The sequence below is a fragment of the Stenotrophomonas sp. TD3 genome (assembly GCF_001939825.1).
GTDB lineage: Bacteria > Pseudomonadota > Gammaproteobacteria > Xanthomonadales > Xanthomonadaceae > Stenotrophomonas.
The window spans coordinates 3,104,358-3,119,391 of the sequence record NZ_MOYM01000001.1 but is presented as its reverse complement, the minus strand read 5'-3'; the positions used below and the strand labels follow the sequence as shown (position 1 = coordinate 3,119,391).

The window sequence follows — 15,034 nt, the reverse complement described above, 5'->3', positions numbered from 1 at the left end:
GACCCTACAAGGGCGCTACAACGCTTCCAGGCTGCACCACGGCAGTTCGGGCAAGCCCTGCCCGGCCACCGCCGCTGCCAGCTGCGCATCGGCGCCGTCGACATCGATGCCCTGCCGCCCATACCACGCCGGGTCGTAATAGCTCTGCGCGTAGCGCTCGCCGCTGTCGCACAGGATGCTGACGATGCTGCCCTGGTGGCCCGCCTCGCGCATCCATTGCGCCGCCTGCAGCACGCCGATGAAATTGGTGCCGGTGGAGCCACCGACACGGCGGCCGAGCTGGCGGCTGACATGGCGCATCGCGGCCAGGCTCAGCGCGTCGGGCACCTTCACCATCGCATCGACGCTGGTCGGGATGAAACTCGGCTCCACCCGTGGCCGGCCGATGCCTTCCACGCGCGAGCCACCGCTGCAGGTCAGTCCGCGCCAGTCCTGTTCACCGGCCACGGCGGCCTTGTAGCCGTCGAAGAACACCGACACTTCCGGGTCCGCGCACAGGATGCGGGTGTCATGCCGGCGGTAGCTGACATAACGCCCCAGCGTGGCGGCGGTACCGCCGGTGCCGGGGCTGCAGACGATCCACTCCGGAACCGGGCTGGGCTCTTCGGCCATCTGCTTGAAGATGGATTCGGCGATGTTGTTGTTGGCGCGCCAGTCGGTCGCGCGCTCGGCATAGGTGAACTGGTCCATGAAGTGGCCGCCGGTTTCTCGGGCCAGCTTTTCCGAATCACAGTTGAGATCGCAGGCGCGCTCGACCAGGTGGCAGCGCCCCCCGTGGAACTCGATCGCCGCGATCTTTTCCGGCGAGGTGGTCGCCGGGATCACCGCAATGAACGGCAGGCCCAGCAGGCGGGCGAAATAGGCTTCGGAGACGGCGGTCGAGCCGCTGGAGGCCTCGATCACCGGCCGGCCCTCGCGCAACCAGCCGTTGGTCAACGCATACAGGAACAGCGAGCGCGCCAGCCGGTGCTTGAGGCTGCCGGTGGGATGGCTCGACTCGTCCTTCAGGTACAGATCGATGCCCTCGAACCCGGGCAGCGCCAGCGGGATCAGGTGGGTATCGGCGGAACGGTTGAAATCGGCTTCGATCTTGCGGATGGCCGCAGCCACCCATTCACGCTGCGACATGGCGGGCCATCGGTGTCAGGACGAATCGGTTCGATCACGACATTATATGTCGCGATGCGGTCAGGTGCCGGTCGCTAGAATGGGGCCATCCGGCCGGCAACGGCCCTGCCTGAAGGTTCTCCCCCAATGACCATTCCCGCCCTGCGCGATGTCCCCGGCGTCGCCGCCCAGGCCCCGGCCGAAACCACCGGCTTCGTGTTCAACCACACCATGCTGCGGGTCAAGGACATCACCGCCTCGCTGGACTTCTACACCCGCGTGCTCGGCTACCAGCTGATCGACAAGCGCGACTTTGCCGAGGCCCAGTTCAGCCTGTACTTCCTGGCCTACGTGCCGGCCGGCGCGGTAGTGCCGGAAGACGACAACCAGCGCCGCGTGTGGATGGCCGGCCTGCCGGGCGTGCTGGAACTGACCCACAACCACGGTACCGAGAGCCAGGATGGCGCGGTCTACCACGACGGCAACAGCGACCCACGCGGCTTCGGTCACATCTGCGTGTCGGTGCCGGACATCGAGGCCGCCTGCCAGCGCTTTGAGGACCTCGGCGTCGCCTTCCAGAAGCGCCTGACCGACGGCCGCATGAAGAACCTGGCCTTCATCAAGGACCCGGACGGCTACTGGGTCGAGATCATCGCCAACGCCTGACCCGAAAAAGGGGACGGAGGGGATTAAGCCGTTTCTGGCACTATTGGGCTGGAAGCGACTTAATCCCCTCCGTCCCCTTTTTTGCGAGGTTCGTATGGAAACGATGGAACTGCACCGCGGCCGTCTGATTGACCACCTGCAACTGGTGGTGCGTGACCTGGCCGCCAGCCGCCGCTTCTACCAGGCGGTGTTCGACACCATCGGCGTTCCGCTGGGCGGCGAAGGGCCGGACTTCTTCTGGGCCGACGAACTGTTCATTTCCAGCGCCAGCAGCAAGGCTGCCGCCGGCCAGCTGACCGGCCGCCATCACCTGGCCTTCCAGGCGCGCGACAGCGCCACCGTCGATGCCTTCCACACTGCAGCCATCGCCGCCGGCGGCACCGACAACGGCGTGCCGGGCGAACGCCCCTACCATCCGGGCTACTACGGCGCCTTCGTGCTCGATCCGGATGGCAACAACATCGAAGTGGTCTACCACGGTCCGGCCCGCTACAGCGCCGACTCGGTGAAGGTCACTTTCTGATATCACCGATGCCGTGAACGAAGAAGCCGGGCAATGCCCGGCTTCTCTGCTTCCAGTGCCGCAGCCTCAGTGGGCGGCCATGTAGATGTCCTGAAGCACGGCCTTTTCCAGCTCCAGCTCGCCCAACAGGTTCTTCACGATATCGCCCAGGCTGAGGATGCCGACCAGGCGGGCGCCTTCAGTGACCATCAGATGACGGCGCCGCGAGTACGTCATCAACGACATGGCCTGTTTCAGCGTGGCTTCCGGCGCAATGCCCTCCAGGCCGGTGGACGGCAGGCTGGAAATCACCCGGCGGCCGGCCTGCGGGCCGTCGTCGGCCAGGGTACGCACGATGTCCTTTTCGGAAATGATGCCCACCGGGGCATCGTCCTTCATCACCACCAGCGCAGCGATCCTGTTCGCGCTCATCTTGTGGGCGGCGGCACCGATCGTGTCTTCGGCATCGATGGTGATGACAGCTTCTTTCTTGGATTGCAGGAGTTCGCGGACGTTCATTCTTGTTTCCTGGTGCAGGTCACTGAAGTCAAAAAAGTGTGCTCTTCCGATACGCCCCCTCCCCGGGAACAGACCTTTCAGCGCACGTCTGGCGCACCCGGCTGCCGCTTGGAATGGCTCGGCAGACGACGTGCTGCAACGCGAACGAGGTGGGCTCAACGACTCAACCCGGACCTCGGTCAAATCGATTCTACGACTGCGACCATCGGTCACTACCGGCATCGATAGGACAGTTCGTCGTGGGAACCAACTGACGATCCAGAGAATGGCACCGCGGCTGAAACCGCCGCTGAATACAGGCGGCATCGCGCATTAAAGATTGATTGCCTGCTGCCGACGGCGGACAGAACACCCGGCAGCTGTCCCACTTCGCACGGGCTCCGGCACAAACGAAAGGGGCCACGCAGGCCCCTTTCGCATGCAGCATCCAACAGCTTCGGGGATGCCTTACTCCACCGTCACGCTCTTGGCCAGGTTGCGCGGCTTGTCCACGTCGGTGCCGCGTGCCAGCGCGGTGTGGTAAGCCAGCAGCTGCACCGGGATGGTGTGCACGATCGGGCTGAGCACGCCGGCGTGGCGCGGCGTGCGGATCACGTGCACGCCTTCGGACTCGTTGAAGTTGCTGTCCTGGTCGGCAAACACGAACAGCTCGCCGCCGCGCGCACGCACTTCCTGCATGTTCGACTTCACCTTCTCCAGCAGGCTGTCGTTGGGGGCGATCACCACCACCGGCATGTCCTCGTCCACCAGCGCCAGCGGGCCATGCTTCAGCTCACCCGCCGGGTAGGCCTCGGCGTGGATGTAGGAGATTTCCTTGAGCTTGAGCGAGCCTTCCAGCGCGATCGGGTAATGCAGGCCACGCCCCAGGAACAGCGCGCTGCTCTTGCGCGCGAAACGCTCGGCCCAGGCGGCGATCTGCGGCTCCATGTTCAGTGCATGCTGCACGCTGCCCGGCAGGAAGCGCAGCTGCTCCAGGTAGTCCGCTTCCTGCGCCGCGTCGATGCGGCCGTGCAGCTTGCCCAGCACCACGGTCAGCTGGAACAGCGCCGCCAGCTGGGTGGTGAAGGCCTTGGTCGACGCCACGCCGATCTCGGCGCCGGCACGGGTGTAGCAGACCAGCTCGCTGGCACGCGGAATCGCGCTTTCCGGTACGTTGCAGATCGACAGCGTGTGCTTGTGGCCAAGCGACTTGGCGTACTTCAGCGCTTCCATCGTATCCAGCGTTTCGCCGGACTGGGAAATGGTGACGATCAGGTGCTTCGGGTTGGCATACGCGGCGCGGTAGCGGTACTCGCTGGCGATCTCCACGCTGCACGGCAGCCCGGCGATGGCTTCGATCCAGTAGCGCGCGGTCAGGCCGGAGTAGTAGCTGGTACCGCAGGCGATGATCTGCACGCCTTCGATGCCGGACAGCACCGCTTCGGCATTCTTGCCGAACAGTTCGGCCGGGAAACCACCGGCATCGATCGCCGCCTCGATGGTGTCGCCCAGCGCGCGCGGCTGCTCGTGGATTTCCTTCTGCATGAAGTGGCGGTACGGACCCAGCTCCAGCGATGCCAGCGACACATCGGACAGGTGCACGTCACGCTCGATCGGCTGGTCATGCTCATCGAAGATGCGCACGCCGTCGCGACGGATCTCGGCGGTGTCGCCCTCTTCCAGGAAGATCACCTTGCGGGTGGCCGAGATCACCGCCGAGACGTCGGAGGCGACGAAGTTCTCGCCCTCGCCCAGGCCGATCAGCAGCGGGCAGCCCATGCGCGCGCAGACGAAGCGCTCCGGTTCGGCGCGACTGACCACGGCCAGCGCATAGGCACCGGTCAGCTCCTTCACCGTGTGCTGCAACGCCACCAGAAGGTCGTCGCCGCCCTTCAGGTGATGATGGATCAGGTGCGCGATGACTTCGGTATCGGTCTGCGATTCGAACGTATAGCCCATCGCGCGCAGCTTCTCGCGCTGCTCTTCGTGGTTCTCGATGATGCCGTTGTGCACCAGCGCGACGCCCTGGCTGATGTGCGGATGCGCGTTGGCCTCAGTGACACCCCCATGCGTGGCCCAGCGGGTGTGGCCAATGCCCAGCACCGAGGTGAAGCCTTCGGCCTCGGCCGCCGTGGCCATTTCCGACACGCGACCAGTACGACGGACACGACGTACCTCGGGGCGCTCGGCGTGGTCGATCACCGCGATACCCGAGGAGTCGTAACCACGGTACTCAAGCCGCTTCAGGCCCTCGATCAGCACCGGTACCACGTCACGATCGGCGATTGCACCCACGATTCCACACATGTCACGCGTTTCCTTGAAGACGATCGGCGCATTCTAGCCTGCGTGCCCCGCTTCCCCCTCCTGTCCGCTTAATGAAAGTGTCCGGAAAGGTGTCCGCGGACACCCGGACACTTCGATGCACCCTCCAACCCATTGATCTCAAATGAAATAAAGTTGGCACGCTACGTGCTTGGTACTGGCTACCACCGTCAGGCACGCACCCGATGATCCGCGACACTTCCGCACAGGACCAGATCGTTTCCTCCGCCCCCGCCAGCCTCCCCCGTGCAAACTGGCAGCGCTATCGCTGGCCTGCGCTGGGGGCCATCGCGCTGCTCGCCGCCATCGGCTGGGCGGTGCATGCCTGGTCCAACGCCAGTCGCTCCTTCGACAGCAGCCGCGTGCGCATCGCCGAAGTGAAGCAGGGTGACCTGGTCCGTGACATCGCTGCCGACGGCCGGGTGATCGCCGCCAACAGCCCGATCCTGTACGCCATCTCGGCCGGTACCGTGGACCTGAAGGTGGTCGCCGGTGACGTGGTCAAGAAGGGCCAGGAACTGGCGATCATCGACAGCCCGGAACTGCGCAGCAAACTGGCCCAGGAACAGGCCACCCTGGCCGGCCTGGAAGCCGAGGCCAGCCGTGCCGCGTTGGACGCCACCCTGGCCCGCGCCAAGTCGCGCAAGGAAACCGACCAGGCCACCATCGAACGCCAGGCCGCCGACCGTGACCTGCAGCGCTACCAGCGCGGCTACGACGGCGGTGCGGTGCCACAGATCGACCTGGCCAGGGCCAAGGACTCGTTGAAGAAGGCCGACATCACCCTGGCCAACGCCACCACCGACGCGCGCCTGCAGAGCCAGGGCGCAGACCTGGACGCCCGCAACAAGCGCCTGCTGGCCGACCGCCAGAAGGCCGTGGTCGCCGAAGTGCAGCGCCAGGTCGATGCACTGACCCTGCGCGCGCCGTTCGACGGCCAGGTCGGCCAGGTGCAGGCGATCCAGTCCACCAATCTGGCCGCCAACGCGCCGGTACTGGGTGTGGTCGACCTGTCCAAGTTCGAGGTCGAGATCAAGGTACCGGAAAGCTTCGCCCGCGACCTGGCCATCGGCATGCCGGCGCAGCTGACCGGCGGCAACGGCCAGCCGTTCCCGGGCGAGATCAGCGCGGTGTCGCCCGAGGTGGTCAACGGCGAGGTCAACGCCCGCGTGCGCTTCGCCAGTGCGCAGCCGGAAGGCCTGCGCCAGAGCCAGCGGATGTCGGTGCGCGTGCTGCTCGATACCCGCAAGAACGTGCTGAAGGTCGAGCGCGGCCCGTTCGTCGAACAGGGCAATGGCGTGGCCTACGTGATGGATGGCCGCACCGCGGTGCGGCGTCCGGTGGAACTGGGCGTCAGCAGCCTGGGCGAAGTGGAAATCAAGTCGGGTGTGCAGCCGGGCGATCGCATCGTGGTCTCCGGCAGCGACCTGTTCAAGGACGCCGAACGCGTCTCCGTCAACTGATACCTGATACCTGAATCCTGGAGAGAGGACACCCCATGTACATGCTCGAAATGCGTTCGGTCGCCAAGGTCTTCCGTACCGAACAGGTGGAAACCCACGCGCTGCGCTCACTGGAACTGCAGGTCAAGGAAGGCGAGTTCGTTGCCGTCACCGGCCCGTCCGGCTCCGGCAAGACCACCTTCCTCAACATCGCCGGCCTGCTGGAAACCTTCACCAGTGGCACCTACATGCTCGACGGCCAGGACGTGAGCACGCTGGGCGACGATGCCCGCAGCCGCCTGCGCAACCAGAAGATCGGCTTCATCTTCCAGGGCTTCAACCTGATCCCGGACCTGAACCTGTTCGACAACGTCGACGTGCCGCTGCGTTACCGGAAGATGAGCGCCAACGAGCGCCGCGAACGCATCGAGAAGGCGCTGACCCAGGTCGGCCTGGGCTCGCGCATGAAGCACTACCCGAATGAACTGTCTGGTGGCCAGCAGCAGCGCGCGGCGATCGCGCGTGCGCTGGCGGGCAGCCCGCGCCTGCTGCTGGCCGACGAACCGACCGGCAACCTGGATACGCAGATGGCCCGCGGCGTGATGGAACTGCTGGAGGAGATCAATGCCGCTGGCACCACCATCGTGATGGTCACCCACGACCCGGAACTGGCCGCGCGCGCGCAGCGCAACGTGCACATCGTCGACGGCCAGGTCACCGACCTGGTGCGCGAGCCGGTGCTGGCTACTCCGCCGCGCCACATCGTCGCCGTCAACGAGTGAGGTCCCGACCATGTTCGCCTACTACGCCCGATTGGCGGCGCGCAGCTTCCGCCGCAACAAGATCCTGACCGCACTGATGGTGGTCGCCATCGCGCTCGGTATCGGTGCCTCGATGACCACGTTGACCGTGTTCCACGTGCTGTCCGGCGACCCGATTCCCGACAAGAGCGATCGCCTGTTCTATGCACAGCTTGATGCAGGTGGTCGCAGTGGCTATGTGCCAGGCGAGGAACCACAGACCCAGCTGACCCGCTTTGATGGCGAGGCGCTGCTGCGCGAAGCCAAGGCCGAACGCCAGGCGCTGATGACCGCCGGCGACGGCACCATCGAACCGACCAGTGGCACGCTCAAGCCATTCACCATCGACACCCGCTGGACCTCCGCCGACTTCTTCCCGATGTTCAACGTCCCCATGCAGTATGGCCGCCCGTGGACCCGCGAAGACGATGAAGCGCATGCCCGCGTGGTGGTGATCTCCAAGACCCTCAATGAAAAACTGTTCAATGGTGCCAACAGCGTCGGCCGTGACGTCCGCATGGAAGGGCAGACCTACCGCGTCGTCGGCGTGATGAAAGAGTGGCGTCCCGAGCCACACTTCTACGACCTGACCACGGGCAGCTATGGCACCAACGAAGAGCTGCTGCTGCCGATCACCACCTCGTTCGAACTGAACCTGGGCAGCAACGGCAACATGAACTGCTTCGGCGAAAACCCCGACGACAACAGCCACTCGCTCAATGCCCCTTGCGCATGGCTGCAGTACTGGGCGGAGATGGACCCCGGCAAGGCGGATGACTATCGCCGCTACCTGGAGAACTACTCCCGCCAGCAGCAGGAGGCCGGACGCTTCCAGCGCCCGCCGAACGTACGCCTGCGCAATGTGATGGAGTGGCTGGACTTCAACGGCGCTGTGCCCAGCGATGTACGCCTGCAGCTGTGGCTGGCACTGGGCTTCCTCGGCGTCTGCCTGGTCAACACGGTGGGCCTGCTGCTGGCCAAGTTCCTGCGCCGCAGCGGTGAGATCGGCGTGCGTCGCGCGCTGGGTGCCAGCCGCGGGCAGATCTTCCTGCAGTGCCTGGTCGAAGCCGGCGCGGTCGGCGTGGTCGGCGGCGTGCTGGGTATCGGCCTTGCCCTGCTCGGCCTGTACGCGGTGCGCCAACAGCCGGTGAGCTATGCGCAGCTGGCCCACCTGGACGGCAGCATGCTGCTGCTCGCGCTGGGCCTGACCCTGTTCGCCAGCCTGGCCGCCGGCTTCCTGCCCGCATGGCGCGCCATGCAGGTCACCCCGGCCATCCAGCTCAAGTCGCAGTAAGCACGAGTACGAGGACCTCCCATGGACATCCGCCCCATCCTCAGCACCCTGCGCCGGCACAAGACTGCCGCCGCCCTGATCGTGCTGGAAGTCGCACTGACCTGTGCCATCGTCTGCAACGCGTTGTTCCTGGTCAGCCAGCGCATCGAGAAGATCAGCATGCCCAGCGGCATTGCCGAGAACGAACTGGTGATGCTGCGTGTCAGCGGCATCGGCAAGCAGACCGACGCCATGGCACGTACCCGCGAGGACCTGGCCGCACTGCGCGCCATCCCCGGCGTATCCAGTGCCACCATCATCAACCAGCTTCCGTTCCGCAATGGCTCGTCCAGCAGCAGCATCCAGCGCGAACCCGAGCAGGAACGCCCCACCACCAGCGCCTCGATGTACACGTTGTCCGAAGGCGGGCTGGGCACCATGGGCATCCACCTGATCGCCGGGCGTGACTTCCTGCCCAGCGAGTACATGGACGTCAAGGAAGCCAGCAAGGGCAGCGCAAAGGACCAGGCCCTGCCGGTGATCCTGACCCAGGCCACCGCGGCCAAGATGGAGCCCAATGGCAGCGCGCTCGGCAAGACCTACTACATGGGCAAGCAACCCCTGCACGTGGTCGGCATTGTCGACGTGCTCAGCACGCCCAACGGCTGGGATGACAACTGGACCAAGTCGATGCTGCTTCCATTGCGCCGCACCTTCGATGATGGCGGCAGCTATGTGCTGCGCACCGATCCAGCACGCCGCGAGGAAGTGCTCAATGCCGCCGCCGCTGCGCTGGAGCGCAACGATCCGAACCGGCTGATGCGCGACAAGCTGACCTACGAGGATCAGCGCAAGGACTACTTCAAGAACGACCGCGCGATGGTTGGCCTGCTGATCACCGTCTGCGTATCGCTGCTGGTGGTCACCGCGCTGGGCATCATCGGCCTGGCCAGCTTCTGGGTGCAGCAGCGCAGCAAGCAGATCGGCATCCGCCGCGCACTCGGTGCCACGCGTGGGCAGATCCTGCGCTACTTCCAGACCGAGAACTTCCTGCTGGCAACGCTGGGCATCGTGCTCGGCATGCTCGCCGCCTATGCGATCAACCTGGCGCTGATGAACATGTACGAGCTGCCGCGCATGCCGCTGCTGTACCTGCCACTGGGCGCGCTGCTGCTCTGGGTGCTCGGCCAGATCGCGGTGTTCGGGCCGGCCCGGCGTGCGGCGGCGGTACCGCCCGCGGTTGCCACGCGGGGCGCGTGAGATGCGTATCCGCTGGATGCTGCTGGTGATGCTCCTGCCACTGCCGGCACTGGCCGGCGGTGGCAGCTCGCAGACTCTGGAGTGGCGCCAGGACGATGCACGCCTGGCGTTGCGTTCGACCGAAGGCCAGGTGCGCGTGGAAGCTGCCAGCCCGGAAGCCCGCTTCGGCGTGCGCAGCGGTGATCGCATCCTGCGGGCGGATGACACGGCGGTGCGCAGGATCGAGCATCTTGCCGGGGCGCTGCGGCATTCCAGCACCCCCACGGTCTACTTTTTGCTGCGGCGCGACAGACGGGAATTGACGGTGCCGGTGGACGCCACCGCCTGGCGTATGGCCCTGGCCACTCCGCCGCCGCCGGCACCACCGCCACCTCCGCCCCGACGCTGAGCCCGCTGCCCCGACGGCTACGGGTTTGGCTATGCTTGATGGGTGGCGCCGGGCTCTCCCGGCGTATGGACACGAACACGGCTCCATCGGCGCCGCCCATCCCTTTCTGCAGAACCGCTTGATGCCTTCGATCCTGATCATCGACGACAACGCCAGTGTGGGCACCGCACTGGACGTGCTGTTCTCCCTGCACGACATCGACACCCTGCAGGCGCAGAGTCCGGGCGAAGGGCTGGCCCTGCTCGAGTCGCAGCCGGTCGACCTGGTGATCCAGGACATGAATTTCAGCGAGGACACCACCTCTGGTGAAGAAGGCGAAGACCTGTTCGCACAGATCCGCGCGCGCCATCCGGACCTGCCGGTGATCCTGCTCACCGCCTGGACCCACCTGAGCAGCGCGGTGGACCTGGTCAAGGCCGGTGCCGCCGACTACCTGGCCAAGCCCTGGGACGACCGCAAGCTGCTGACCACGGTCAACAACCTGCTGGAGTTGTCCGAAGCGCGGCGCGAGCTGGACCGCCGTCGCAGCCGTGAGCTGCGCCAACGCAATGCGCTGGAAGAGAAGTACGACCTGTGCGGTGCGGTCTTCGCTGATCCGGCCAGCGAGCGCGTCATCGCCCTGGCCTGCCAGGTCGCACGCTCCGAGCTGCCGGTGCTGATCACCGGCCCCAATGGTGCCGGCAAGGAAAAGATCGCGCAGATCATCCAGGCCAATTCATTGGTGGCCAAGGGCCCGTTCATCACCGTCAACTGCGGCGCGCTGCCCTCGGAACTGATCGAGGCCGAACTGTTCGGTGCCGAAGCCGGCGCGTATACCGGCGCCAACAAGGCGCGCGAGGGCAAGTTCGAAGCCGCCGACGGAGGCACGCTGTTCCTGGATGAGATCGGCAACCTGTCGCTGGGCGGTCAGATGAAACTGCTGCGCGTGCTGGAAACCGGTCGCTTCGAGCGCCTGGGCTCCAATCGCGAACGCCAGGTCAAAGTCCGCGTGGTCAGCGCAACCAATGCCGACCTGCCGGTAATGATCCGCGACGGCACCTTCCGCGAAGACCTGTATTACCGCCTCAATACGGTGGAGCTGGTCCTGCCGCCGCTGGCTGAGCGCCCGGGCGACATCGTGCCACTGGCCGAGCGCTTCCTGACGGCCGGCAAGTCACTGTCCAGTGCCGCCAGCGCCGCCCTGCAACGGCACCCCTGGCCGGGCAACGTGCGTGAACTGCGCAACGTGATCCAGCGCGCCGAACTGCTGGCGACCGGCAACCGCATCGAAGTGGCCGATCTCAATCTGCCACGTGCGGCCCCGCCGCCGCGCCCGGCGCCGAGTGCCGGCAATGATCCCGACCGCGCGCGCATCGAGGACGTGCTGGTGCGCAACCACGGCGTCATTGCCCAGGCGGCCGCCGAACTCGGCCTGAGCCGCCAGGCGCTGTACCGGCGCATGGACCGGCACGGCATTCCGCGCGAATGAAACGGCGCTCGTTCACCTTCCGCCTGTTCCTGCGTCTGCTGCCCGTGCTGGCGCTGGCGGCTGCATTGCCGTGGCTGCTGGCCTACTGGATGAACCATGGCTGGGTGGTGACCACGGTGTCGACCGTGATCCTGCTGGCGCTGATGTGGTGGACCCTGCACCGAGCCACGGCACCGGTGCGCTCGCTGATGCGTGCCCTGTCCGGCACCACCAGCAGCTACCGCGACGGCGAGTACAACTTCGGCGTGTACTGGCCAGGCAATGACGAACTGGGTGACCTGGTGCAGGCGCACCGCGAACTGGGCGATGTGCTGCGCGAGCAGCGCCAGGGCCTGGTGCAGCGCGAACTGCTGCTGGACACCATGGTGCAGAACACACCGGTGGCCATGCTGCTGATTGCCTCCGGCGGCGATGGCATCGCCCGCGTGGTGTTCTCCAACCTGGCTGCGCGCAAGCTGCTGCATGGCGGCTGGAAGCTGGAAGGCCAGCGTCTGGAAGAGGTGCTGGAACAGGTGCCGGTGGAGCTGCGCGATGCCATCGCCCGTGGCGGCGACAGCCTGTTCGCGGTGCATGCCGAGGGCGAGGACGGCGACGAGGATGACGAGCAGGTCTACCACCTGTCGCGCCGCGCATTCCAGCTCAACGGCCGTCCGCACGACCTGCTGCTGGTACGCCTGCTCACCGCCGAACTGCGCCGCCAGGAAGTGCAGACGTGGAAGAAGGTGATCCGGGTGATCAGCCACGAGCTCAACAATTCGCTGGCACCGATCGCCTCGCTGGCCCACTCCGGCGGCGTGCTGGTGCAGCGCGAACGCTTCGACCGGCTGCCGGAGATCTTCACCACCATCGAGGACCGTGCGCGCCACCTGGAAGGCTTCATCCGCGGCTATGCACGCTTCGCCAAGCTGCCGCAGCCGCAACTGCAGACCGTGCACTGGGCGCCGTTCCTGTCCAGCCTGCGCCAGCAGATCCCGTTCACCATGGAACGCGAGCCGGACGAGGACCTGAGCAGCCGCATCGACATCGCGCAGTTCGGGCAGGCACTGTTGAATCTTCTGAAGAACGCGCATGAAGCCTGCGCCGAAGCCGATCCGCCCAATGATGACGTACAGGTGCAACTGACGCGGCTGCCGCAGTGGCTGCGCCTGGATGTACTGGACCGCGGCAAGGGCATGAACGAGCAGGTGCTGCAGAACGCCTTGATGCCGTTCTATTCGACCAAGCGCAACGGCACCGGTCTGGGACTGGCGCTGACCCGCGAGATCGTGGAAGCGCACGGTGGCCGCGTGTCGCTGCAGAACCGCGGTGATGGCGGGTTGTGCGTGTCGATCCTGTTGCCGGTGGGTTGAGCGGGCCGATCGCGCAGATCCACGCCATGCGTGGATGCGCCGACCAAGGTCGGCACCTACCAGACCCGCCGCATCACTACCCGCAGGTGCATCGGAAACCCGAGCGCAGCCTCTTCGGCCATGACTGCGCGCAGGCCGTCGTTCCACTCCGCCTCAGGCACTACGTCGAACCCTTCGCTGGCATAGAAGGCTGCATTCCACGGCACATCGCTCAAGGTGGTCAGCACCGCTGCAGCAAAGCCGGCGGCCCTGGCCTGCGCCAAGGCATGGCGCAGCAATGCACGGCCGTGGCCACGACGCGCATGCGCCGGGTCCACATCCATCTGCAGGACATGGAACTCGCCACTCAGCTCGCCGCCCAGCAGGTAACCCGCAATACCGCCCTCAGCGGCATCGACCACCCACAGCTGACCACGCTGAAGGCCGTCCTGCAGTGTCGGCAGATCCAGGCCGTGGCCGGCAAACACCGGATAGGCTTCGTGGCCCTTCAGCAGTTCGCCGGCACGTTGTTCAATTGCCGGCAGCGCGCCGAGTTCGTCGGCGTGCGGAAAGCGTGGCTCAGGATTTCTTGACCGGGCGCTTCCAGCCATCGATGGTTTCCTGTCGTGCACGGGCCAGTGTCAGCTTGCCGTCCGGGGCGGTGCGGGTGATGACCGAACCGGCGGCGATGGTTGCGCCTTCGCCGATCGTCAGCGGCGCCACCAGCGAGCTGTTGGAACCGATGAACGCGTTGTCGCCGATGGTGGTGGTCGACTTGTTCACGCCGTCGTAGTTGCAGGTGATGGTACCGGCACCGATGTTCACCCTGCTGCCAATCACCGCATCACCCAGGTAGGTGAGGTGATTGGCCTTGCTGCCGACACCGAGGGTGACCTTCTTGGTCTCGACGAAGTTGCCGACGTGCACGCCATCGGCCAGCACGGTACCTGGGCGCAGGCGCGCGAACGGACCGACCAGTGCCGCGCCTTCGGTGACCACGCCTTCCAGGTCGCAGTGTGCGCGCACTTCGGTGCCCGGGCCGAGAGTGACGTCCTTCAGGCGGTTGAATGGGCCTACGGTGACGCCATCACCGAGCACGATGTTGCCTTCAAGAACAACATCGACATCGATCAACACGTCGCTGCCCACGGTGACGGTGCCACGGATATCCAGGCGTGCCGGGTCGCGCACGCGCGCGCCCTGTGCGCACAGGGCACGCACCGCGCGCCGCTGCCAGGCACGCTCCAGCTGCGACAACTGCCACGGATCATTCGCCCCCTCGGCCTCCTGCGCATCGGCGACCAGCGCCATTTCGGCCGGGGTGTACTCATGCGCGGCAAACGCGAACACGTCGGTGAGGTAGTACTCGCCCTGAGCGTTGCTGTTGGACAGCTGCGACAGCCAGCGGCGCAGCGCGGTCGACTCCGCGGCGATGATGCCGGTGTTGATCGTCCGCACGCGCAGCTGGTCGTCGGTGGCGTCCTTCTGCTCGACGATCGCACCTACCTTGCCTTCTGCATCGCGCAGCACGCGGCCATAACCGGTCGGGTCATCGACATCGGCCACCAGCACCGCCAATCGCCCCGGCTGCGCCAGCAGGTCGCGCAGGGTCTGCGCGCGGATCAGCGGCACATCGCCGTACAACACCAGCACCTGGGCAGCGTCTGGAACCTGCGGCATTGCCTGCGCGACCGCGTGCCCGGTTCCGAGCTGCTGTGCCTGCTCGGCCCATTGCAGATCGGGCTGGTCGGCGAAGTACTGACGTACCGCCTCGCCGCCATGGCCATGAACCACATGGATGGCCGCCGGCTGCAGCTCGCGGGCCGCATCGATCACGTGCGCCAGCATCGGCTGGCCGGCGATCGGCTGCAGCACCTTGGGCAGCACCGACTTCATGCGCTTGCCGGCGCCGGCGGCGAGGATGATGACGTGCAGGGCTTGGGTCATGGGGGCAGCAATCCGTGGTTCGTTGCCGGT

At 66.1% G+C, this 15,034-nt stretch carries 13 protein-coding genes and 1 pseudogene; 9 read left to right on the top strand and 5 right to left on the bottom strand.

Annotated elements, in window-relative coordinates; translation table 11 throughout:
• Positions 1-15: 15 nt before the first annotated feature.
• Positions 16-1,128, bottom strand: a complete 1,113-nt coding sequence (locus tag BKE09_RS14555; RefSeq protein ID WP_075676195.1) for a PLP-dependent cysteine synthase family protein — start codon at positions 1,126-1,128, stop codon at positions 16-18.
• A gap of 126 nt (positions 1,129-1,254) precedes the next feature.
• Between BKE09_RS14555 and gloA the strand changes: the two genes are divergently transcribed.
• Together gloA and BKE09_RS14545 are read left to right on the top strand one after the other, a co-directional pair.
• Positions 1,255-1,773 carry a lactoylglutathione lyase gene (gene gloA, locus BKE09_RS14550; RefSeq protein WP_075676194.1) on the top strand — a complete coding sequence of 173 codons (519 nt, stop codon included), beginning with the start codon at positions 1,255-1,257 and terminating at the stop codon, positions 1,771-1,773.
• A gap of 94 nt (positions 1,774-1,867) precedes the next feature.
• Positions 1,868-2,296: a VOC family protein gene (locus BKE09_RS14545; RefSeq protein WP_075676193.1), complete on the top strand. Its 429-nt coding sequence runs from the start codon at positions 1,868-1,870 to the stop codon at positions 2,294-2,296.
• 66 nt (positions 2,297-2,362) lie between these two features.
• Here BKE09_RS14545 and BKE09_RS14540 read toward each other — a convergent pair whose 3' ends face one another.
• Complete coding sequence (locus BKE09_RS14540) at positions 2,363-2,794, bottom strand: CBS domain-containing protein (RefSeq protein ID WP_014038555.1); 432 nt, start codon at positions 2,792-2,794, stop codon at positions 2,363-2,365.
• Positions 2,795-3,241: 447 nt separating this feature from the next.
• Entirely contained in the window at positions 3,242-5,080 is a 1,839-nt protein-coding gene (glmS, locus tag BKE09_RS14535) for a glutamine--fructose-6-phosphate transaminase (isomerizing) (protein WP_075676192.1), read from the bottom strand.
• A 203-nt stretch (positions 5,081-5,283) separates the two neighbouring features.
• Between glmS and BKE09_RS14530 the strand changes: the two genes are divergently transcribed.
• From BKE09_RS14530 to BKE09_RS14500, 7 genes and pseudogenes are all read left to right on the top strand, one after another.
• Positions 5,284-6,561, top strand: a complete 1,278-nt coding sequence (locus tag BKE09_RS14530; RefSeq protein WP_075676191.1) for an efflux RND transporter periplasmic adaptor subunit — start codon at positions 5,284-5,286, stop codon at positions 6,559-6,561.
• Between the two features lie 35 nt (positions 6,562-6,596).
• A complete protein-coding gene (locus BKE09_RS14525) occupies positions 6,597-7,322 on the top strand; it encodes an ABC transporter ATP-binding protein (RefSeq protein WP_014038558.1) in 726 nt (241 codons plus the stop codon).
• A gap of 10 nt (positions 7,323-7,332) precedes the next feature.
• Positions 7,333-8,634 carry an ABC transporter permease gene (locus tag BKE09_RS14520; RefSeq protein ID WP_075676190.1) on the top strand — a complete coding sequence of 434 codons (1,302 nt, stop codon included), beginning with the start codon at positions 7,333-7,335 and terminating at the stop codon, positions 8,632-8,634.
• A gap of 21 nt (positions 8,635-8,655) precedes the next feature.
• On the top strand, positions 8,656-9,873 hold the full coding sequence (locus tag BKE09_RS14515; protein ID WP_075676189.1) for an FtsX-like permease family protein: 1,218 nt from the start codon (positions 8,656-8,658) through the stop codon (positions 9,871-9,873).
• 16 nt (positions 9,874-9,889) lie between these two features.
• Positions 9,890-10,261 carry a PDZ domain-containing protein gene (locus tag BKE09_RS14510; protein WP_083663124.1) on the top strand — a complete coding sequence of 124 codons (372 nt, stop codon included), beginning with the start codon at positions 9,890-9,892 and terminating at the stop codon, positions 10,259-10,261.
• Between the two features lie 31 nt (positions 10,262-10,292).
• Positions 10,293-11,297: pseudogene (locus BKE09_RS14505) on the top strand (sigma 54-interacting transcriptional regulator); the annotation flags it as partial.
• A gap of 428 nt (positions 11,298-11,725) precedes the next feature.
• Positions 11,726-13,078 carry a HAMP domain-containing sensor histidine kinase gene (locus BKE09_RS14500; RefSeq protein WP_075676186.1) on the top strand — a complete coding sequence of 451 codons (1,353 nt, stop codon included), beginning with the start codon at positions 11,726-11,728 and terminating at the stop codon, positions 13,076-13,078.
• A gap of 56 nt (positions 13,079-13,134) precedes the next feature.
• On the opposite strand, the gene BKE09_RS14495 is transcribed toward BKE09_RS14500, so the two are convergent.
• Both BKE09_RS14495 and glmU read right to left on the bottom strand, forming a co-directional pair.
• Positions 13,135-13,668 (bottom strand): GNAT family N-acetyltransferase, encoded by a 534-nt coding sequence (locus BKE09_RS14495; protein ID WP_075676185.1) that lies wholly within the window; start codon positions 13,666-13,668, stop codon positions 13,135-13,137.
• The gene (gene glmU, locus BKE09_RS14490; protein ID WP_075676184.1) at positions 13,637-15,004 is read right to left on the bottom strand and encodes a bifunctional UDP-N-acetylglucosamine diphosphorylase/glucosamine-1-phosphate N-acetyltransferase GlmU; all 1,368 of its coding nucleotides are present in this window, start codon (positions 15,002-15,004) and stop codon (positions 13,637-13,639) included. The genes BKE09_RS14495 and glmU overlap by 32 nt, the downstream gene beginning before the upstream one ends.
• Between the last annotated feature and the right edge of the window lie 30 nt (positions 15,005-15,034).